Here is a 19,511-nt window from a genome sequence, read left to right as displayed (position 1 = left end):
CACCCGAGAAAGGCACCTGCGTGAAGATCATCGCGGCGGACGTCATCGTCTCCAGCCCCGACCGCAACTTCGTCACCCTCAAGATAACCACCGACGAGGGGCTCACCGGCCTGGGCGACGGCACCCTCAACGGGCGGGAGCTGTCGGTCGCCTCCTACCTGGCCGACCACGTCGTGCCCCTGCTGATCGGGCGGGACCCGCACCGCATCGAGGACACCTGGCAGTTCCTCTACCGCTCGGCGTACTGGCGGCGGGGACCGGTCACCATGGCCGCCATCGCGGCCGTCGACGTCGCGCTGTGGGACATCAAGGCCAAGGCCGCCGGCATGCCGCTCTACCAGCTGCTCGGCGGCGCGTCGCGGACCGGGATCATGGCGTACGGGCACGCCTCCGGGCGGGACCTGCCGGAGCTGTTCGACTCGATCCGCCGGCACCTCGACCTCGGCTACCGCTCGATCCGGGTGCAGACGTCGGTGCCCGGCATCAACGCCGTCTACGGTGTCGCCGCCCAGCCGGGCGTCGACGGCAAGCGGTACGACTACGAGCCGGCCCAGCGCACCCCGCTGCCCGCCGAGGAGGACTGGGACAGCCGCGCGTACCTGCGCCACCTGCCCGAGGTCTTCGAGGCGGTCCGCAACGAGTTCGGCCCCGAGCTGCCGCTGCTGCACGACGGGCACCACCGGATGACCCCCATCCAGGCCGCCAGGCTCGGCAAGGCCCTCGAGCCGTACGACCTGTTCTGGCTGGAGGACTGCACCCCGGCGGAGAACCAGGAGGCGCTGCGCCTCGTCCGCCAGCACACCACCACGCCGCTGGCCATCGGCGAGGTCTTCAACACCGTGTGGGACTACCAGACGCTGATCCGGGAACAGCTCATCGACTACGTCCGGTCCGCCGTCACCCACACCGGGGGCATCACGGCCATGCGGAAGCTGCTCGACTTCGCCGCCCAGTACCAGATCAAGTCCGGCATCCACGGCCCGACCGACATCTCCCCGGTGGGCATGGCCGCCGCGCTCCACCTGGACCTGGCCATCCACAACTTCGGCATCCAGGAGTACATGCAGCACGGCGCGCTGACCAACGAGGTGTTCCGGCAGTCGTTCACGTTCACCGACGGCTACCTGCACCCGGGGGAGCAGCCCGGTCTCGGCGTCGAACTCGACGAGCAGGTCGCGGCGCGGTTCCCGTACGTGCCGGCGTACCTGCCGTTCAACCGGCTCAAGGACGGCACCGTCCATGACTGGTGACCGACCCCTCACCCGGCACGTCGTGGTGATGGGGGTGTCCGGGGCGGGCAAGACCACCGTGGCCCGGGGGATCAGCGAGCTGACCGGGCTCCGGTTCGCCGAAGCGGACGAGTTCCACTCCGAGGCCAACGTGGCGCGGATGCGGTCCGGCGTACCGCTGGACGACGCCGACCGCTGGCCGTGGCTGCGCGACCTCGCCGCGTGGATGGCCACCCGGCACGCCGAAGGCGTGTCCACGGTGCTGGCCTGCTCGGCGCTGAAGCGGTCCTACCGGGACGTGCTGCGGCAGGGGCCGCCGAACGTGGAGTTCGTCCACCTGGCCGGGGCGGCGGAGCTGATCCGGGACCGGATGAGCCGCCGCGCCGACCACTACATGCCGGCCAGCCTGCTCGACTCGCAGCGGGCGATCCTGGAGCCGCTGGCGCCGGAGGAGGCCGGTGTCGTGCTGGACGTGGCGCTGGTGCCGGACGAGCTGGCTGCCGCGGCCGTCGCCCGGCTCGGGCTGCCCGCCGGGATCCCGGTAAGCGGGCGATAGCACCGCCGGCCCGGGCGTCCGTCCGGGCCGGCCTCACCCGGGCAGGGCGTCCAGGTAGACCCAGCGGCCGTCCTCGCGGACGAAGCGGCTGCGCTCGTCCAGCATGCCCGGACGCCCCGCCTCCCGGTAGTGGGCCCGGAACTCGACCGTGCCCTCGGAGTCGAACAGGCCGCCCCGGTCGGTGCCGAGGATCTCCAGCCTGGTCCAGCGCTGCCCCGGGTCGAGCCGCAGCCGCGCCGGTCGGGTGGCGGAGTGCCAACTGCGTACCAGGTAGTCGACGTCGCCGACGGCGAAGGCGCTGAACCGGGAACGCATCAGCGCCTCGGCGGTCGCCGCCGTCGACTCGCCCCGGTGCACCGGGGCACAGCAGTCGGCGTAGGGGAGCCCGGAGCCGCACGGGCAGGCTCCGGTCGTCTGGTCGGCCGCGCTTCGGCGGGCACCGCGTTTCGCCACGTGGTCATTCTCGCCGAGGGGCTCAGCGCGGCGGGCGACCAGCCCCGCCAACCGGCCCGCGGCTCGGCCGGCGGGCCGTGTTCCGCCTGCCGGACGACTCCATGGTCGTCGTCTTCTTCGCCGGCGCCCGGGTTTCCGCGGTGACCCGGGCCAGCGCCGCCGCCGTCGCCTTCCTGGCCGGCGCCTTCTTCGCCGCGACCCTCGTGGCCGGCGCCTTATTCGCGGCCTTCTTGGCGGGCGCCTTCTTCGCCATGGCCTTCTTGGCCGGCGCCTTCTTGGCGGGCGCCTTCTTCGCGGCGGCCTTCGTCGTGGGCGCCTTCTTCGCGCCGGCCTTCTTGGCCGGTGCCTTCTTCGCGGCGGTCGCCTTCGCGGTCGGCCGCCGGGCGGGCGCCGCCGTCGCGGCGACTGCCTTCTTCCGGGCCACCCGGGCCGTCGTCGGGGTGGGCTTCTCGCCCGGGGTCTTGGCCGCGCTCGTCCCGGTGGCCCGTTTCGTGGCGGCCGCGACCTTCTTCGCCGCCGCCGCCCGCTTCGGCGGTGCCTTGCGGGCCCCCGTGGCCTTCCGCGCGCTGGTGGGCCTGGTGGCCGTCCGGGTGCCCCTCGCCGCGTCCGCCATCGTCGCTCCTCCTCGGGGATCTGCCCCGACCCCGGTCGGCAGTGCCGCCGACGGGCAGGGCGCTGGCCAGCCTCGTCGGACCGGCCCCGACTCGGCGGGCTGCTGTCTTCCCTCGTCCCTGACCCCCAAACTTGCGCGCGGAGGAGCCCTCACCCGGCCCGCGGTACGCGCGGTGCCCCGCTATGCCACCGGGACCGGCGGCATCGCCCTCACGGTGACGGCGTCTCGGCAAGGTCGGCGGGATCGAGGTGCAGCGTCGCGAGCAGGCCCGCGTGCTTGTTGAGGTCGACCTCGTCGGGCAGCTCCCGCCTGATCCAGTCGGCCCGGACGTGCTGGCCGCGGGCCCGTAGCACGTCGATGATCCGGTGCCTGGCGATCTTCATCGTTGCTCCCTGGTGAGGCCGTTGCGGAGATCCCCGGCCGCGGCCTGATATCAGTCGGGGAAGTGGCGCCGCGCGCGCGGCGGACCACAGGTGCGGAGGGTGGAACCGGGTCCCAGGCGCGGACCTGGCGCCGGCAGCCCGGCGATGGGCGGGGACGCCTCGTCAGGTCGGCGACGGTGGTCCGGCGGGACGCGGTACGGACATGACGTCCCCTGGGTGGATCCGGCGTGGCGGCCACCTCGAAAGTGGGATGTCGTCGATTCCGGGATGGTCCCACCCTACGCCCCGCCAGTCCGGCGGCGGCGCGCGACGGTCAGCGGGGCGGAGCAGGCCCTGATCGGCCTGCCCGTGCCGATTGGCTCAAGAATCAGCGTCCCGATCGGCTCTCACGGTGGGCCGATCCGTGGCCTACCGTCGTCTCGTAACCGCTCAGGAGGGACCGAGACGACGATGACGAACGCCGACATGTGGTTCGACCCGCGCTGCCCGTGGGCCTGGAACGCCTCCCGCTGGCTGCTGGAGGTGGAGCGCGTCCGGGAGGTGCGGCTCCGCTTCCACGTGCTCAGCCTCACCGTGCTCAACGACGGCCGGGACGGCCTCGACGAGTGGTACCGCGAGTGGCTCAGGCCCGGCCTCGGCCCGGTGCGGGTGGCGATCGCCGCCGAGCAGAAGTTCGGCAACGAGGTGCTGCGCGATCTCTACACCGCGCTGGGCAACCGGATCCACCACGACCGCGCCCCGATCGGTCGCGACCTGTACGTCGCGGCGCTGGCCGAGGTGGGCCTCCCGGTCGAGCTGGCCGACGCGGCCGACTCCACCGAGCACGACGAGGCGCTGCTGGCCAGCCACCGCGCCGGGCTGGAGCCGGTCGGCGAGGACCTGGGCACCCCCGCCATTCACGTCACCGACGACGCCGGTCGGCGCAACGCCTTCTTCGGGCCGGTGGTCGCGCCGATCCCACGCGGGGAGGACGCCGGGCGGCTCTGGGACGGCGTGCTGCTCGTCGCCGGCACCGACGGCTTCTTCGAGCTGAAGCGGGCGCGTACCCGCCGGCCGATCGAGCACTGAGCGCTGCCCGATCGGCTCCGGCCACCGCCCGTACCGGGCCCCGCCCGGCATCACCACTCGACCGGCAGCGGCACCGGGCGCTTGGCCACCCGGTCGTCCCCGAGGACCGGCCGCGCAGGTGCCGGGCCAGCCACGGCAGCAGGTGCCGCCGGGTCCACGCCAGCTCGGCCCGGACCACCTCGTGGCGGGGCCGGCGGACGGCCGCCGGCAGCGGGTGCGACCAGGAGTCGTCGTATCCGGGCAGGCCGGCGGTGTGCGCCAGCGCGGCGGCGATCCGTTCGTGCCCGGCGCTGTTGGCGTGCAGCCGGTCGTCGCTCCACAGGCGCGGGTCCGCGGCCACCGGGTGCGCCCCCAGGTCCAGCAGGGTGGCGCCGGTCTCGGTGGTGACCGCCCGGACCGCCGCGTTGAACGCCGCCACCCGGCCGCGCAGCGGTCGGGCCAGCGGCATCACCGGCGCCGGATCGGGCAGGGTGAAGGTGAGCACGGTGGCCCCCTGGCCGACCAGGGCTCGCTGCATCGCGCCGACGTCCTCGGCGATCCGGTCGGCGTCGAACGCCGGCCGGAGCACGTCGTTCATCCCGGCCACCACGGTCGCCAGGTCCGGCGCCAGCTCCAGCGCCACCGGCAGCTGCTCCGCCCGGATCCGCGCGGTGGTCCGGCCGCGGATGGCCAGGTTGGCGTACTCGAGGCCGCCCTGCGCGCGGGCCACCGCCAGGGCGAACCGGTCCGCCCAGCCCCGGTAGCCGCCGTTGCCGTCCGGGTCGTCCAGCCCCTCGGTGGTGCTGTCGCCGATCGCCACGTACCGCTGCCACAACATGGCCGCCAGCTTAGGACCGTCCCTCGCCCGGGCTCAGCGGCCTGGCCGACGGCGAGCGTCACCTGCCCGGCGATCCACCGCTGGACCTGGTGTCGCCGCTGCTGTTCCGGTGTGCCGAGAACAGCCTTGAGAAGCCCTGACGCCGAGGCGGGAGAGGTTCAGAGCCAGCCGGAGCGGCGGAACAACCGGTACAGGGTGACCGCGGCCAGGGCCATCAGCAGCAGGGCCGCCGCGTAGCCGTACCGCCAGCCCAGCTCGGGCATGTGGGCGAAGTTCATGCCGTAGATCCCGGCCACCGCGGTCTGGGTGGCGGCGATCGCCGCCCAGGCGGCGATCTTGCGCATGTCGTTGTTCTGATCCACGGCGAGCTGCGCGAGGCGGGACTGCAGGATCGAGTTGAGCAGGTCGTCGTACCCGCCGATCCGGTCGACCGCCCGGGTCAGCCGCGCCTCCACGTCGACGAACCAGCGCTGCAATGCCGGCGGCGGCCCGCCGTCGCGCCGCTCGACCAGGTCCCGCAGGGGCGCCTGCAACGGCAGCACCGCCCGCTTGAACTCCACCACCTCGCGCTTGAGCTGGTAGATGTGCTGGATGTCGGCGCTGCCGTCGCGGGCGAAGACGCTCTCCTCGACGCGTTCCAGGTCCCGTTCCAGGTGCCCGGAGACCTCCAGGTAGAGCTCCACCATCCGGGCGCAGACCGCGTACGCCACCGCCCACGGTCCCTCGGCCAGCACACCCGCACGGCGCTGGATGTCCTCCCGGACCGGGGCGAGGGCGCCGGCCGCGCCGTGCCGGACGGTGATCACGAAGCGGTCGCCGAGGAAGACCATCACGTCCCCGGTGTCGATCACCTCGGAGGTGTCGGTCAGTTCGGTGTGCTCGACGTAACCGGCGGTGCGCAGCACCAGCAGGGTGACGTCGCCGTGCCGCTGGACGGTGGGGCGGTGCCCGTCGGCGAGGGCCTGCGCCACGCTGAGCTCGTCCAGCCCGAAGGTGCGGCCGACCGCCGCCATCACCGCCGCCCCCGGCTCGTGCAGGCCCAACCAGACGAAGGAGCGCCGGGTGCGCCGGCTGTGCGCGTACGCGTCGGCGTAGTGCGGGCGCCCCGGCTCCCGCTTTCCGTTGACGTAGACGGCGCAGTCCACCACGGCGTCGGGGTTGGACCGTCGGGCGGCCGGCGTGGCCGCCGCGTCGGCCGGGCGGCCGAGCAGCCGACCGAGCAGGGCGGGAAGCCGGGGGCCCCGCCGGGTCCGTACCGCCGACCGGTCCACCGCGCACCTCCGCCCCGCCGGGAACTGACGGCCTACCGTACGGCACGTGCCGTCGGTGCGGTCAGTGCGTGGCCGTGGCGAAGACGACGATGTTGTCGGGGTAGCTGCCGGTGCGGGGGTTGAACCGGCCGCCGCAGGTGATCAGCCGCAGCCGGGCCGCGGAGTCGCCGCCGTACACCCGCTCGGTGGGGAAGCGCTCCTTCGGGTACGCCCCCACACCGTCCACCCTGAACGTCGCCTGCCGGCCGTCGGCCCGGGCGACCTGGATGAGGTCGCCGGGCTGGAGCCGACCGAGGTCGAAGAAGACGGCCGGACCGGTCTGCGAGTCGACGTGCCCGACCAGGACGGCGTTGCCGGCCTCGCCCGGGGTTGGACCGCGGCGGTACCAGCCGGCCACCTCCGGATGGTCCAGCGGCGGCACCTCCAGGGCGCCGTCGTCGTCGGTGGCGACCGGGACGATCTCCGCCCGGACGCCGATGCGGGGGATGGCGATCCGGACCGGTTCGGACCGGGGAAGCACCGGCCCGGGCGAGCTGGACCGTTCGGAGGTCGGGGCGGCCGAGGCTCCGGGCTGCGGCGGCCGGTTCGCGGTGGTGCCGAGGCCGGCGGCGACCAGGCCGGCCCCGGTCGCGCCGGTCAGCGTGACCGCCGCGACCACCGCGGCGGTGCGAGCCCGCGACAAGCCGCGCTCGGGGTTGCGCTGGGGCGACAGGTTCCCACCTCCGTCCGACGTGGGCGTGGTGCCCGCGCCGGTCACGCCGGCGCGGGCACCCTCGCACAAGGGATGGTGTGTGGCGGCGTCTCAGGCGACGACGGAGGCGCGGCGCCGGCGGCGCAGCAGCACGTACGTCCCGCCGGCGACGGCGCCGGCGGCGAGCGCGCCGCCCGCGACCAGGACGCCGGTGTCCGGTCCGTGGCCGCCGGCGCCGGCCGGCGCGCCGCCGATCGGGGTGACGGTGAACTGGGCGCTGCCGCCGCTGCTGCCGTCGCCGCAGGTCGTGGTGACCGTGTAGGTGCCGAGGGTGAACCCGGCGGTGAAGAGTTCGGCGCTCAGGCCGCCGCCCGCCGCCGCGGTCGTGGACCGGACGTTCTCGTCCCGGTTCGGTCCGGTGACGCGGAAGATCGCGTCACCCACGTTCGGGTTGCAGGTCGTGGTGAGCACGACGGTCCCGCCGACCGGGGTGGTCGCTGGTGAGACGGTGGTGGTTTGCGCGAGCGCGGCGGCCGGGAGCAGGAGTGCGCCGAGGCCCACGCCGACCGCCGCCGATCCGAGAATTCTCTGTGCCTTCATCCGCGTCTTCCCTCACTTTTCGTCCGCTGTCTGCGTGGGACGTCGTTCGGGTGGCCAACTCCGTGACTAGCACCGGTGTGGCCAACACTAGGAGGGTTGGGTTGCCCGTCCGGCGTAAATGAGAAATCTTCGTTGCCGTCACGTGTTCCCCCTCCCGCCGGGGAGCGGCGGAAATGCCCACCCAGGACGGCCGTAACGCCCTGGAGCTCTGGTTCCTCCTGGGCCGTCCGTGGCGATCTGCGCCCCGCGGGCTCGCCGCGGCCGTGTGCCCGGTGCGACCGTTCCTGTCCTCGATGTCGGAAACCCTGACATGGTCCGGTGACACCGGTGCCGCGGTTTCGGCGGCCGGCGCCCGAGGGCCAGCCCCCGCGACCGACCGGCGGGCGACAGTGGCCGGTGGCGGCGCGACCCAGGGGTGCCGTACATCCAGAGTGGAGGGTGAAAGGTGCCGGGCAGCCGCTCGCCGCCCGGAAGGCACCGTTCGCCGCACCGGGCCGACCGCTCCCGGTGGCTGTGCCGTCACTCAGGTCGCGGCCCCGACCAGCGAGAACTACAGTCGGCAGGAGCACACCGGATAGATCGCGACACATGTCACGGTGAGGAGCGAGCCGATGACCAGTCCGGCCGGCGTCGAGGTAACGGGACCGATGCACCCCCGGTACGACGAGATCCTCACCCCGGAGGCGTTGGCCTTCCTCGCCGATCTGCACCGCGCCTTCGATGCGCGCCGCCGGGACCTGCTCGACCGCCGGCGGCGGCGCGAGGCCGAACTGACCGACGGCGCGCTGCTGGACTTCCTGCCCGAGACGCGGGAGATCCGCGAGGCGGACTGGCGGGTCGCCGAGCCGGCGCCCGGCCTGGTGGACCGCCGCGTCGAGATCACCGGCCCCACCGACGCGAAGATGACCATCAACGCGTTGAACTCCGGCGCGAAGGTGTGGCTCGCCGACCACGAGGACGCCAACACCCCACTCTGGCAGAACGTCGTCTCCGGTCAGCTCAACCTGCGCGACGCGATCGACCGCAAGCTCGACTTCACCTCCCCCGAGGGCAAGCAGTACGCGCTGCACGACGGCGAACTGGCCACCATCGTGGTACGCCCGCGCGGCTGGCACCTCACCGAGAAGCACATCCTGGTCGACGGCGAGCGCACCTCCGGCAGCCTGGTCGACTTCGGGCTGTACTTCTTCCACTGCGCCCGCCGGCAGCTCGACCGGGGCGCCGGGCCCTACTTCTACCTGCCGAAGATGGAAAGCCACCTCGAGGCCCGACTGTGGAACGACGTGTTCCTGGCCGCCCAGGAACGGCTCGGCATCCCGCGCGGCACCATCCGGGCCACCGTGCTGATCGAGACCTTCCCGGCCGCCTACGAGATGGACGAGATCCTCTACGAGCTGCGCGAGCACTCCGCCGGGCTGAACGCCGGCCGGTGGGACTACATGTTCAGCGTGATCAAGAAGTTCCGCACCCGGGGCAGGGACTTCCTGCTGCCGGACCGGAACGCGGTGACGATGACGGTGCCGTTCATGCGCGCGTACACCGAGCTGCTGGTGCGGACCTGCCACCGGCGGGGCGCGCACGCCATCGGCGGGATGGCCGCCTTCATCCCCAGCCGGCGCGACCCGCAGGTCAACGAGATCGCCCTGACCAAGGTCCGCGACGACAAGACCCGCGAGGCCGACGACGGGTTCGACGGCTCCTGGGTGGCCCATCCCGACCTGGTGCCGGTCTGCCGGCAGGTCTTCGACCAAGTCCTCGGCGACCGGCCGAACCAGCTCGACCGCGCCCGCGAGGAGGTGCGGGTCAGCGCCGCCGAGCTGCTCGACGTCCGGTCCACCCCCGGGCAGCACACCGAGGCCGGGCTGCGCAACGCGGTCAGCGTCGGCGTGCAGTACCTGGCCGCCTGGCTGCGGGGCACCGGCGCGGTGGCCATCTTCAACCTGATGGAGGACGCCGCCACCGCGGAGATCTCCCGCAGCCAGGTGTGGCAGTGGCTGCACAACGACGTCACCCTCGACGACACCGGCGAGCGGGTCAGCCGGGAGCTGGTCGAGCGGATCGCCGACGAGGAGATCGGCAAGCTTCCCGGCGACCCGGGTGACTACGCCGAAGCCCGCGCGCTGTTCATGGAGGTCGCCGTCGCCGACGACTTCGCCGACTTCCTCACCGTGCCCGCGTACGAGCGGATGCCCTGACCGACGACCGACGCGGAGGTGGGCGATGAGCACGACCACGACGGACCTGACCGCCCTCGCCGCCGCGCTGCGGGCGGCCGTCGGCCCCGACCGGGTGCTCAGCGACCGGCAGGAGCTGCGCACCTACGAGTGTGACGGGCTGGCCCAGTACAAGGTGGTGCCGGCCCTCGTCGCGCTGCCCGCCGACGCCGCGCAGTGCGCCGCGGTGGTCCGGGCCTGCGTCGCCGCCGGCGCGCCGTTCGTGGCCCGCGGCTCCGGCACCGGGCTCTCCGGCGGTGCGCTGCCGCACGCCGACGGCGTCCTGATCGTCACCTCGCAGATGCGGGACATCCTGGAGGTCGCGCCCTCCGACGAGCGGGCCGTGGTGCAGCCGGGCGTGATCAACCTCGCGGTGAGCCGGGCCGCGAACCCGCACGGCTGGTACTACGCGCCCGACCCGTCCAGCCAGCAGATCTGCTCGATCGGCGGCAACGTGGCGGAGAACTCGGGCGGCGCGCACTGCCTCAAGTACGGCTTCACCACCAACCACGTCACCGGCGTCGAGCTGGTCACCCCCGACGGCGACCGGGTACGCCTCGGCGGCCGCGCCCCCGACGCCCCCGGCTACGACCTGCTCGGCGCGTTCGTCGGCTCGGAGGGCACCCTCGGCATCGCCACCGAGGTGACCGTCCGGCTGACCCGGCTGCCCGAGTCGGTGCGGACGCTGCTCGCCGCCTTCGACAGCACGGACCAGGCCGGCGCGGCGACGTCGGCCATCATCGCGGCCGGGGTGGTGCCGGCGGCGGTGGAGATGATGGACGCGCTCGCCATCTCCGCCGCCGAGGCGGCCGTGCACTGTGGCTACCCGCCCGGCGCCGGGGCGGTGCTCATCGTCGAGCTGGACGGGCCGGAGCCGGAGGTGGCCGCCCAGTTCGACCAGGTCGAGCGGCTCTGCCGGGACAACCGGGCGTTCGAGATCCGGATCGCCGCCGACGACGTCGAGCGGGCGCTGTTCTGGAAGGGCCGCAAGTCCGCGTTCGCCGCCGTCGGCCGGATCAGCCCCGACTACATCGTCCAGGACGGGGTGATCCCGCGGACCGCCCTGCCCGAGGTGCTGCGCCGCATCGGTGAGCTCTCCGCCGAACGCGGCATCCGGGTCGCCAACGTCTTCCACGCCGGCGACGGCAACCTCCACCCCCTGGTGCTCTTCGACGCCGCGGTCGAGGGGCAGACCGAACGCGCCGAGGAGGTCTCCGGGGCGATCCTCGACCTCTGCGTCCGGCACGGCGGCTCGATCACCGGCGAGCACGGCGTCGGCATGGACAAGGCGAAGTACATGCCGCGGATGTTCACCGCCGACGACCTGGACACCATGCAACTGCTGCGCTGCGCGTTCGACCCGGCCGGGCTGGCCAACCCGGGCAAGGTGTTCCCGACGCCGCGGCTCTGCGGCGAGGTCCCCGGCCGGCGCAAAGGGGTCCACCCCGCGCAGGAGGCCGGCCTGGCGGAGGTGTTCTGATGCCCGCCGACGCGATCCTCGACCGCCTCCGTGCCGCCGCCGACGGAACGACCACGACCGATGGTCGGCACACCGACGGCCTGCCGTCGCAGGCCGCGGCCGGCCGGACCGACAACCCGGACGGCCCCGAGCCGGTCCGGCCCGCCGGTGAGCAGGACGCCATCGCAGGGGTGCCGGCCCGCTACGTCGCCATGCCCCGGGACACCGCCCAGGCCGCTGCCTTGCTGCGCGCGGCCGCCGCCCTCGACCTGGCCGTGACGTTCCGCGGCGGCGGGACGAAACAGGACTGGGGGAGCCCGCCGCGCCGCCTCGACCTGATCGTCGGCACCACCGCGCTGGCGGGGGTGGTCGAGCACGCCGCCGGTGACCTGATCACCGTGGTCCGGGCCGGCACCCGCCTCGACGCGCTCGCCGCCGCGCTGGCCGCGGCGGGCCAGCAGCTCGCCCTGGACGCGCCGCTGCCCGGCGGCACCGTCGGCGGGGCGGTCGCCACCAACGCCAGCGGCCCCCGCCGGATGCTCTACGGCACCGCGCGGGACCTGCTCATCGGGGTCACCCTGGTCCGCGCCGACGGGGTGGTCGCGCACGCCGGCGGCAAGGTGGTCAAGAACGTCGCCGGCTACGACCTGGGCAAGCTGGTCACCGGCGCGTACGGCACGTTGGGGCTGGTCACCGAGTGCGCGTTCCGGCTGCACCCGCTGCCGGCCGCCGCCGCGTACGTCACCCGGCGGGTCGACGACGCGGCCGAGGCGGGCCGGCTGGCCGGCACCGTACGCGCCGCGCAGCTCGTGCCCGCCGCGCTGGAGGTGGACGCGCCGGCCGGCGGGGGAGCGGCGGTGACGGTGCTGCTGGAGGGCACCCCGGCCGGGGTGGCCGCCCGGGCCGAGGCCGCCGCGCGGCTGCTCGGCGCCGACGCCACCGCCGCCGACCAGGCCCCCGAGGGCTGGGGCCGGTACCCGTGGCGGGACGGCGACACCGGGCTGAAGCTGACCGCGGCGCTCTCCGGCGTACCGCGGCTGCTGGCCGACGCCCGCGCGGCGGCCGACCGGCACGGCGTGCCGCTCGCGCTGCGCGGCTCGGCCGGCGTCGGTGTCCTGCACGCCGGGGTGCCCGGCACGGCCGAACCGGAACGGGTCGCCGGCCTGGTCGACGCGCTGCGGGCGGCGACCGCCGCCGTCGCCGGGCACGCCGTGGTGCTCACCGCGCCCCCGACCGTGCGGGACCGGGTCGACCTGTGGGGGCCGGTCGACGGGCTGGCGCTGATGCGCCGGGTCAAGCAGCGGTTCGACCCCGACGCCCGACTCGCGCCCGGCCGATTCGTCGGAGGGATCTGATGACCATTCCCCAGCAGCCCGGCGAGCGTCCGGTCACCTCGCCCGGCGGCACCTTCCCGGCCACCGGGCCGCGCGACGTGCTCGGCCTGGCCGCCCAGCCGCCCGACGGGGGCGCCTTCGACGCGCACCACCCGCCCGCCGCCGAACTGATCTCCGACTGCGTGCACTGTGGTTTCTGCCTGCCCACCTGCCCCACCTACGTGCTGTGGGGCGAGGAGATGGACTCGCCCCGCGGGCGGATCTACCTGATGAAGGAGGGCCTGGAGGGCGAGCCGCTGTCCGACTCGATGGTCACCCACTTCGACCGCTGCCTCGGCTGCATGTCCTGCGTGACCGCCTGCCCCTCCGGGGTGCGCTACGACCGGCTCATCGAGGACACCCGGCAGCAGGTCGAACGCCGGCACCGCCGGGGGCCGCGGGAGCGGGCGCTGCGCGCGGCGATCTTCGCCCTCTTCCCGTACCCGCGGCGACTGCGGCTGCTGCGCGGGCCGCTGCGCGCGTACCAGGCCAGCGGGCTGCGCCGCCTGGTCGCGCGGACCGGGCTGCTGCCCCGGCTGGCGCCCACCCTGGCGGCGCTGGAGTCGCTCGCGCCCCGCCTCGGCAGCCCCGCCCGCCTCCCGGCGCGGATGCCGGCGGTCGGGCCGCGCCGGGCCGTGGTCGGCATGCTCACCGGCTGCGTGCAGTCCGCGTTCTTCCCGGAGGTCAACGCGGCCACCGCCCGGGTGCTCGCCGCCGAGGGCTGCGACGTGGTGATCCTGCCCGACCGGCAGGGCTGCTGCGGCGCGCTGAGCGTGCACAACGGACGCGAGGAGGAGGCGCGCCGCTTCGCCCGCCGGACCCTGGACGCGTTCGCCGCCGCCGGCGTCGACTTCTTCGTGGTCAACGCGGCCGGCTGCGGCTCGACGCTGAAGGAGTACGGCGACCTGCTGCGCGACGACGCCCGCTACGCCGCGCTCGCCGCCGACTTCGCCGGCAAGGTGCGCGACCTGTCCGAACTCCTCGACGAACTGGGCCCGGTCGCCACCCGGCACCCGCTGCCGGTGACCGTCGCGTACCACGACGCCTGCCACCTCGCCCACGCCCAGGGCGTCCGCGCCCAGCCCCGCCGGCTGCTGCGCGACATCCCCGGGCTGGAGCTGCGGGAGATCGCCGACCCGGAGATCTGCTGCGGCTCCGCCGGGATCTGGAACGTGCTCCACCCCGGGCCGGCCGCCGAACTCGGCGACCGCAAGGCCCGGACCGTACTGGCCACCGGGGCGCGGCTGCTCGTCACCGCCAACCCCGGCTGCCTCATGCAGGTCGCCGCCTCGGTGACCCGCGCCGGCGGCGACATCGCCCTGGCTCACACCGCCCAGGTCCTCGACGCCTCCCTCCGCGCCCGCCCGGTGGAGGAGCTGCTGTAGGGCCCACCCCTTTTCACGTGTCGAGGTGACCCATGTTCGAACAGTTCACAGTCGTCACCGATCCCGTCGGTGACTCCGTCGCGCTCTCGGCCATCTTCGCGGTCCTGCCCCTGCTCACCCTGTTCGTCCTGCTCGGCGTGCTGAAGGTCAGGGCCTGGCTGGCCGGGATGATCTCCCTCGCGGTCGCGCTGGTGGTGGCGGTCGCCGTCTACGCCATGCCGGTCGGGCAGGCCGTGCTGTCGGCCACCGAGGGCGCGGCCTTCGGCTTCTTCCCGATCCTGTGGATCGTCATCAACGCGATCTGGGTCTACAACCTCACCGTCGAGAGCGGACACTTCGACGTGCTGCGCCGCTCCTTCGAACGGGTTAGCCCGGACATGCGGATCCAGGCGATCATCATCGCGTTCTGCTTCGGCGCGCTGCTGGAGGCCCTCGCCGGCTTCGGCACCCCGGTCGCCATCACCGTGGTGATGCTGATGGCGCTCGGCTTCCGCCCGATCCACGCCGCGTCGGTGTCGCTGCTGGCCAACACCGCGCCGGTGGCCTTCGGCGCGCTCGCCACCCCGATCGTCACCCTGGCCAGCGTCACCTCCGGGGTCAACGACGACTCCCGGCTCACCGTGGACACCCTCGGCGCGATGGTCGGCCGGCAGACCCCGATCCTCGCGGTGGTCGTACCGCTGATGCTGGTGGCCCTGGTCGACGGGCGGCGCGGCATCCGGCAGACCTGGCCGGCCGCGCTGGTCGCGGGTGTGACCTTCGGGCTGGCGCAGTTCGTCGCCGCGAACTACATCTCCGTGCCGCTGACCGACATCGTCGCCGCGCTGGTCTCGGCCGCCGCCGTGGTCCTGCTGGTCCGCGTCTGGCGCCCGGTCACCCCGGCCGACCTGGGTCGCGAGCCGGCGGCCGTGCCCGCCGCCAGGGGGCCCGTCGAGGCCGAGCTGGCCGGTCCCGGCACGGTCCGCGCCGCCGCGGCCAGCCGCTCCGGTACGACCACCGCCGCGCCCGCCCTGGACGGACCGGGTGGCGAGACCCCGCCGGGTGACCCCCGCATCGACGAGACCGCTCGCGCCGGCCGGCACCGCACCGGCGGCGACGACCTGGAGCCACGGCCCGCCGACCAGGCTCGCGCCGCCACGGCGGACGGCCGCCGGATCGCCGACACCCCGGCCGAGGTGGCCCGCGCCTACGCCCCCTACCTGATCATCATTGCGATCTTCTCCGTCGCCAACCTCGGGCCGGTCAAGGCGGCCCTGGCGAAGGAGCCGTGGACCGTGAAGTTCGACTGGCCCGGACTGGACATCCTGGGCGGCAACGGCAAGCCGCTGTCGTCGGCCACGTTCACCCTCAACTGGCTGCCCGCCGCCGGCACGCTGATGATCCTCGCCGGCATCCTCACCGCCCTGGTGCTGCGGGTCTCCGCCGGCCGGGCACTGCGGGCGTACGGCCGCACCTACGCCGAACTGCGGTACGCGATCCTCACGGTGATGGCGGTGCTCGCCCTGGCGTACGTGATGAACCAGTCGGGGCAGACCAACACCCTCGGCGCGTTCCTCGCCGCGGCCGGCGGGGCGTTCGTCTTCCTCTCGGCGATCCTCGGCTGGATCGGGGTCGCGGTGACCGGCTCGGACACCTCGGCCAACGCGCTGTTCGGCGCGTTGCAGGTGCAGACCGCGGCGCGCGCCGGGCTGGACCCGGTGCTGCTGGCGGCGGCCAACTCCTCCGGCGGCGTGCTCGGCAAGATGATCAGCCCGCAGAACCTGGCGATCGCCGCCGCCGCGGTCGGGATGGCCGGCCGGGAGGGGGAGATCTTCCGCAAGGTGTTCGGCTGGAGCCTGCTCCTGCTGCTGCTCATGTGCGTGCTGGTCGCGTTGCAGGGCTCGCCGGTGCTCGACTGGATGGTGCCCTGACCACGCCGCGCGGCGGTCCGGACGCCGGCGACGGAGCCCGGACCGCCATCGTGGGAAGGAGAATGCGACCGACGGGTGGCTACCGGCTGCCGTGTCGTGACTCGGTGGCAGGAAACGGTGTGGTGGTGGCGAGTCCGATGCCGACCGCGGTGAGCAGGACCAGCGCCCCGAGACCGGGTAGGCGGGCCGTCGCCGGCGCGGTGAGCGCCACGAGCAGCACCCCGAGCATGCGCCGCCGGGACGTCTTGCCGCGGGCACGCCGCCTCCCGCCGATGTTCCAGAGGGCGAAAGTCGCGATCAACAGTGGCCCGAGGCGAGCCAGCAGAAACGCGACGACGAAGACCAGCGGGCCGGACAGGCCGTGCGACCGGTCAGCGAACGCCTCGGGAAGGGTGACACCGACCACGAAGATGGACACCGCCGCCACGAGGACAACCAGCGGCATGATGCCTCGATCGAGCCGGACCAGATTCCCGAGCGATGCGTTGCCCAGCACCGCACAGCAGCAGCACCAACAGGCCCCCCTGGAACAACCCGACCGGGCGGAAGTTCGCCGACATCAGCTCGGTGACGTTGAGGAAGGCGTAGACGAAGACCAGGTCCAGGAAGAGTTCCAGGCGAGTCACACCGCCGGGGGCGAGCGCGATCACATTGGACAGTCCGGCGCGGAACCCCTCTGGTGTCACGGCACGACCGTCAGGTGCCGGTCACGTGTGATCATTGGCCGGCGGGCCGGCATCGATCTTCAGCTTGTAGATCCACACGGGGTAGTCGACGGACCGCGCCCCGGCGGCCAGTCCCGGGGTCCGGTTGAGCTGGGCGGCCGGGATCCACAGATGCCCCGAAGCGTCGATCCACATCGCGTCGCCCCAGATCAGGCGCGGATCGGCGAGAAGCGTGTCGACCTGCCGGTCGGGCGTGATGGTCAGGATCCGGCGTCGTTCCACGTCGCTGAGGTAGATCGTGCCGGCCGCGTCGATGGCCGTGCCACCGGTAGTCGGGGTGTCCAGCCACTCCTCGACCCGTTCTGCCAGGGTGTCGTCGGGCACCGACGGGTCGTCGAGCCAGCGGGTCTCGATCCGGGCGAGCGGCCCGGATGCCGGCTGGAAGTAGAGGTACCGTCCGTCGGGGGAGACCTCGAGCTGATCGGCATGGACGCGCAGTTCGCTGCCGCCCTGACCGCGCAGGACCTGCCCGTCCGCGTGCATGGTGCGGCGGTCGATCGTGCTCGGGTGACCGTCGAGAACCCGGCGCGCCTGGCCGGTCGTCAGATCGAGAACGATGAGCCCGGGTGCCCCGGCGTCGGTGATGTACGCGATCTTACCGTTGAAACGTACGTCGTCGAGGTAGCTCGTCTCCCGCAGCACCGCGCCGAGGTCGAAGATGCGCGCGACCGTGTCGGTGCCGAGGTCGATCACGATCAGCCGCGCTCCGCCGGCGACGGCGGGTAGCCCGATGCCGGGGGCGCCGGCGTCGACGATCCAGAGCCGTCCGTCGGGACCTGCCCGCAGCCCGTTGGCGCAGACGAACGCCCCAATCGGATCGTGGTCCTCGCGGGCCTGGTTCCACCCTCCATCCGGATAGGGGACGAGCCGGCCGCCGGGCATGGCCTCCGCGACCTGGAGGCCGGGACGGTCCGCGGACGGGAAGCTGACGAAGACCCGCCCGTCGTCGGTGGTCGTGACACCGGTCCAGACCCGGTCGGCGGACAGCACCGGCACGAGGCGGGGATCCTCCTGCTGGGGTAGCACCAGCACGGTCCTCCTCGCGTCCGCGGGGCCGTCGCCCCGTTCCCTCCTCGGGCGCCACTCCGGTCTTCGCTCGAGTCGTCGGCGCGTGTGGGTGGTGCGGGCTACCCACCGTCCGACGCGACAAACCCGGCCGTCAGGCGGGAAGCTGCGAACAACGGCAGCGCGCCGAGTGCCGCGAACGACGCCGTCGGACCGACCAGCATCAGCAACCCCTTGACCCCCCGCCGTCGGCAGTCGTCAGCCGGCCGGGGGCCGCGGGGACCGGTGCAGCTTCTCGTGGCCCCGCCGCGCGGCTCCAGCCCTTGGGGCGTTGAGAGCTAGCCTCCTAGGACGCCCTAGAGGTGGTGACGCCCCGCCACGGGAACGGAGACCTGTCGTCGGCCAGAAGGGACTTGGTCAGCGCTCGGGCACGGGCGCGTCGGTGTGGCCGTCGATCACCTGCCGGCCGGCCAGCGGTTGGTCGAGCCGGACGTGGATCCGCCATTCGACCGACTCGTCCCCGCCGGACCAGCCCAGCCGGGGCGCTCGCACCGAGACGCGCACGACGACCGACGTGGCGTCCTCGGCGGTCGCCACGCGGGATACCACGTACGCCGGATCCCTGTGCAGGTGGGCCACGATCACCCGGGGATCGTCGGTGCGGTCGTACGCCTCGACGGAGATTTCCTCCTCGCCCGGGCGGAGCACGTCCCGGGCCACCGGCGCCGCGCCGATCAGCAGGACCGCGTCCAGCAGGGCCGCGCCGGCACCCCGTCGCCGCCACCAGCTCATCGCATCCGCCTAGGGGAGGAGGGCGGCGCGGCGGGCGGCGACCACGACCTCCAGGCGGGTGTGCGCGCCGAGCTTGCGCATCGCCGAGCGGAGATAGCTCTTCACCGTCTCCGGTCGCAGCCCGAGCTGCTCAGCCACGTCGGCGTTGGTACAGCCCAACGCCACGCAGGCCAGCACGTCGGTCTCGCGGGGCGAGAGTGGACTCGCCGGGGCGGGCGTGGCGCCCTCGGGTCGGGTCACCGCGCCGGCGAGCCGGTCGGCCACCGCGTCGAGCCGGTCCCGCAGCTCCGGGTCGTCGATCCGGCGCAGCAGTCCGCGCAGCTCGGCGTGGGCCTGCCGGACCTCCTCCCAGTCCGGACCGGCGGCACCCGGGTCGAGGGCCGCGTCGGGGGCGCTGCCCGCGGGTCGGGGGGCGGCCGTCCGCAGGGTGGTGAGCGCGGTCCGGGCCGCGTCCCGGTCCGTCAGCCGGCGCTCCAACTCGCGGCCGGCGTGCACGGCGGCGGCCACCAGGCGGTCGCCGAGGGCGAGCCGTTGCCGGACAGCGCCGTAGAGCACCGCGCGGACCTCCCGGCGCACCACGATCGGCACGGCGACGACCGAGCGCAGTCCTTCGGCGGCGACCGGTCCGTCGTACTCGTGGCTGATCGAGCGGGCCTCCGGGTAGTCGTCGACGCGCAGCGGCAGGCCGAGCGCGAGGGCCTTGCCGCCGAGGCCGGCGCCCGCGTTGATGGCCAGGCCCCGCAGCGCGGCGGTGCTGGTGCCGGCCAGCTCGGTGATGGTCATCCGGGGCGGCCCGCCGGGCTGGACCATGCCGCCGAAGGCCACCGGCAGGCCGGTGCCGCGCAGCAGGGTCAGCAGGGCGCGGCGGATCTGGTCGCGGTCGTCGCGCGGATACAGCGGCTCCAGCGTCCTCACCTCCCCGGGGTAGGGCGTCTTGGGGCCACCCCCGTCCGGGGGTGGTGAGACCT

The 19,511-nt window shown here is 74.0% G+C and carries 18 protein-coding genes and 2 pseudogenes; 8 read left to right on the top strand and 12 right to left on the bottom strand.

The window, feature by feature from the left end; genetic code table 11:
* Window positions 1-20: 20 nt before the first annotated feature.
* Both manD and ACFOYX_RS32580 read left to right on the top strand, forming a co-directional pair.
* Window positions 21-1,250, top strand: coding sequence for a D-mannonate dehydratase ManD (gene manD / locus ACFOYX_RS32585; RefSeq protein ID WP_322438634.1), 1,230 nt, complete (start codon window positions 21-23; stop codon window positions 1,248-1,250).
* Entirely contained in the window at window positions 1,240-1,785 is a 546-nt protein-coding gene (locus tag ACFOYX_RS32580; RefSeq protein ID WP_109805880.1) for a gluconokinase, read from the top strand. The genes manD and ACFOYX_RS32580 overlap by 11 nt, the downstream gene beginning before the upstream one ends.
* 33 nt (window positions 1,786-1,818) lie before the next feature.
* On the opposite strand, the gene ACFOYX_RS32575 is transcribed toward ACFOYX_RS32580, so the two are convergent.
* From ACFOYX_RS32575 to ACFOYX_RS32565, 3 genes are all read right to left on the bottom strand, one after another.
* Complete coding sequence (locus ACFOYX_RS32575; RefSeq protein ID WP_322438633.1) at window positions 1,819-2,238, bottom strand: YchJ family protein; 420 nt, start codon at window positions 2,236-2,238, stop codon at window positions 1,819-1,821.
* Window positions 2,239-2,260: 22 nt separating this feature from the next.
* The gene (locus ACFOYX_RS32570; RefSeq protein ID WP_322438632.1) at window positions 2,261-2,851 is read right to left on the bottom strand and encodes a hypothetical protein; all 591 of its coding nucleotides are present in this window, start codon (window positions 2,849-2,851) and stop codon (window positions 2,261-2,263) included.
* A gap of 209 nt (window positions 2,852-3,060) precedes the next feature.
* Window positions 3,061-3,234 carry a hypothetical protein gene (locus ACFOYX_RS32565; RefSeq protein WP_201750042.1) on the bottom strand — a complete coding sequence of 58 codons (174 nt, stop codon included), beginning with the start codon at window positions 3,232-3,234 and terminating at the stop codon, window positions 3,061-3,063.
* 450 nt (window positions 3,235-3,684) lie between these two features.
* On the opposite strand from ACFOYX_RS32565, the gene ACFOYX_RS32560 reads away from it, so the two are divergent.
* Window positions 3,685-4,302 (top strand): disulfide bond formation protein DsbA, encoded by a 618-nt coding sequence (locus tag ACFOYX_RS32560; protein WP_109805881.1) that lies wholly within the window; start codon window positions 3,685-3,687, stop codon window positions 4,300-4,302.
* 319 nt (window positions 4,303-4,621) lie between these two features.
* On the opposite strand, the pseudogene ACFOYX_RS32555 reads toward ACFOYX_RS32560, so the two are convergent.
* The 4 genes and pseudogenes from ACFOYX_RS32555 to ACFOYX_RS32540 all read right to left on the bottom strand — a co-directional run.
* Window positions 4,622-5,119, bottom strand: a pseudogene (locus ACFOYX_RS32555) (SGNH/GDSL hydrolase family protein); the annotation flags it as partial.
* Window positions 5,120-5,277: 158 nt separating this feature from the next.
* Window positions 5,278-6,390: a magnesium and cobalt transport protein CorA gene (locus ACFOYX_RS32550; RefSeq protein ID WP_322438631.1), complete on the bottom strand. Its 1,113-nt coding sequence runs from the start codon at window positions 6,388-6,390 to the stop codon at window positions 5,278-5,280.
* A gap of 61 nt (window positions 6,391-6,451) precedes the next feature.
* Entirely contained in the window at window positions 6,452-7,102 is a 651-nt protein-coding gene (locus tag ACFOYX_RS32545) for a class F sortase (protein WP_377534722.1), read from the bottom strand.
* 90 nt (window positions 7,103-7,192) lie between these two features.
* A complete protein-coding gene (locus tag ACFOYX_RS32540) occupies window positions 7,193-7,681 on the bottom strand; it encodes a hypothetical protein (RefSeq protein WP_322438629.1) in 489 nt (162 codons plus the stop codon).
* Between the two features lie 611 nt (window positions 7,682-8,292).
* Here ACFOYX_RS32540 and aceB point away from each other — a divergent pair.
* From aceB to ACFOYX_RS32515, 5 genes are read left to right on the top strand one after another with little or no spacing between them, the layout of a single operon-like run.
* On the top strand, window positions 8,293-9,876 hold the full coding sequence (gene aceB, locus ACFOYX_RS32535; protein ID WP_322438628.1) for a malate synthase A: 1,584 nt from the start codon (window positions 8,293-8,295) through the stop codon (window positions 9,874-9,876).
* A gap of 25 nt (window positions 9,877-9,901) precedes the next feature.
* Window positions 9,902-11,374, top strand: a complete 1,473-nt coding sequence (locus tag ACFOYX_RS32530) for an FAD-linked oxidase C-terminal domain-containing protein (protein WP_322438627.1) — start codon at window positions 9,902-9,904, stop codon at window positions 11,372-11,374.
* Complete coding sequence (locus ACFOYX_RS32525) at window positions 11,374-12,708, top strand: FAD-binding oxidoreductase (protein ID WP_322438626.1); 1,335 nt, start codon at window positions 11,374-11,376, stop codon at window positions 12,706-12,708. The genes ACFOYX_RS32530 and ACFOYX_RS32525 overlap by 1 nt, the downstream gene beginning before the upstream one ends.
* Window positions 12,708-14,111: a (Fe-S)-binding protein gene (locus tag ACFOYX_RS32520; RefSeq protein ID WP_109805887.1), complete on the top strand. Its 1,404-nt coding sequence runs from the start codon at window positions 12,708-12,710 to the stop codon at window positions 14,109-14,111. The genes ACFOYX_RS32525 and ACFOYX_RS32520 overlap by 1 nt, the downstream gene beginning before the upstream one ends.
* Window positions 14,112-14,143: 32 nt before the next feature.
* Window positions 14,144-16,021 (top strand): L-lactate permease, encoded by a 1,878-nt coding sequence (locus tag ACFOYX_RS32515; protein WP_322438625.1) that lies wholly within the window; start codon window positions 14,144-14,146, stop codon window positions 16,019-16,021.
* Between the two features lie 79 nt (window positions 16,022-16,100).
* Here the strand turns inward: ACFOYX_RS32515 and ACFOYX_RS32510 are convergent, their stop codons facing one another.
* From ACFOYX_RS32510 to ACFOYX_RS32490, 5 genes and pseudogenes are all read right to left on the bottom strand, one after another.
* The gene (locus tag ACFOYX_RS32510; protein ID WP_377534688.1) at window positions 16,101-16,517 is read right to left on the bottom strand and encodes a hypothetical protein; all 417 of its coding nucleotides are present in this window, start codon (window positions 16,515-16,517) and stop codon (window positions 16,101-16,103) included.
* Window positions 16,518-16,530: 13 nt separating this feature from the next.
* Window positions 16,531-16,647, bottom strand: a pseudogene (locus tag ACFOYX_RS32505) (hypothetical protein); the annotation flags it as partial.
* 81 nt (window positions 16,648-16,728) lie between these two features.
* On the bottom strand, window positions 16,729-17,778 hold the full coding sequence (locus tag ACFOYX_RS32500) for an L-dopachrome tautomerase-related protein (protein ID WP_322438623.1): 1,050 nt from the start codon (window positions 17,776-17,778) through the stop codon (window positions 16,729-16,731).
* A 390-nt stretch (window positions 17,779-18,168) separates the two neighbouring features.
* Window positions 18,169-18,543 (bottom strand): hypothetical protein, encoded by a 375-nt coding sequence (locus tag ACFOYX_RS32495; protein ID WP_322438622.1) that lies wholly within the window; start codon window positions 18,541-18,543, stop codon window positions 18,169-18,171.
* A 9-nt stretch (window positions 18,544-18,552) separates the two neighbouring features.
* Complete coding sequence (locus ACFOYX_RS32490) at window positions 18,553-19,458, bottom strand: LuxR C-terminal-related transcriptional regulator (RefSeq protein WP_322438621.1); 906 nt, start codon at window positions 19,456-19,458, stop codon at window positions 18,553-18,555.
* Window positions 19,459-19,511 lie beyond the last annotated feature (53 nt).

This window comes from Micromonospora sp. GCM10011541, assembly GCF_042650725.1.
Taxonomy (GTDB): domain Bacteria; phylum Actinomycetota; class Actinomycetes; order Mycobacteriales; family Micromonosporaceae; genus Micromonospora; species Micromonospora sicca.
The sequence above is the reverse complement of the archived record's forward strand: the minus strand, read 5'-3'. Positions and strand labels throughout refer to the sequence as shown.

Coding starts and splice junctions, on each gene's coding strand:
- ACFOYX_RS32560 (WP_109805881.1), top strand. CDS start 3,685: ATGACGAACGCCGACATGTGGTTCGACCCGCGCTGCCCGTGGGCCTGG.
- ACFOYX_RS32580 (WP_109805880.1), top strand. CDS start 1,240: ATGACTGGTGACCGACCCCTCACCCGGCACGTCGTGGTGATGGGGGTG.
- ACFOYX_RS32565 (WP_201750042.1), bottom strand. CDS start 3,234: ATGAAGATCGCCAGGCACCGGATCATCGACGTGCTACGGGCCCGCGGC.
- ACFOYX_RS32495 (WP_322438622.1), bottom strand. CDS start 18,543: ATGAGCTGGTGGCGGCGACGGGGTGCCGGCGCGGCCCTGCTGGACGCG.
- aceB (WP_322438628.1), top strand. CDS start 8,293: ATGACCAGTCCGGCCGGCGTCGAGGTAACGGGACCGATGCACCCCCGG.
- ACFOYX_RS32520 (WP_109805887.1), top strand. CDS start 12,708: ATGACCATTCCCCAGCAGCCCGGCGAGCGTCCGGTCACCTCGCCCGGC.
- ACFOYX_RS32540 (WP_322438629.1), bottom strand. CDS start 7,681: ATGAAGGCACAGAGAATTCTCGGATCGGCGGCGGTCGGCGTGGGCCTC.
- ACFOYX_RS32570 (WP_322438632.1), bottom strand. CDS start 2,851: ATGGCGGACGCGGCGAGGGGCACCCGGACGGCCACCAGGCCCACCAGC.
- ACFOYX_RS32515 (WP_322438625.1), top strand. CDS start 14,144: ATGTTCGAACAGTTCACAGTCGTCACCGATCCCGTCGGTGACTCCGTC.
- ACFOYX_RS32525 (WP_322438626.1), top strand. CDS start 11,374: ATGCCCGCCGACGCGATCCTCGACCGCCTCCGTGCCGCCGCCGACGGA.
- ACFOYX_RS32530 (WP_322438627.1), top strand. CDS start 9,902: ATGAGCACGACCACGACGGACCTGACCGCCCTCGCCGCCGCGCTGCGG.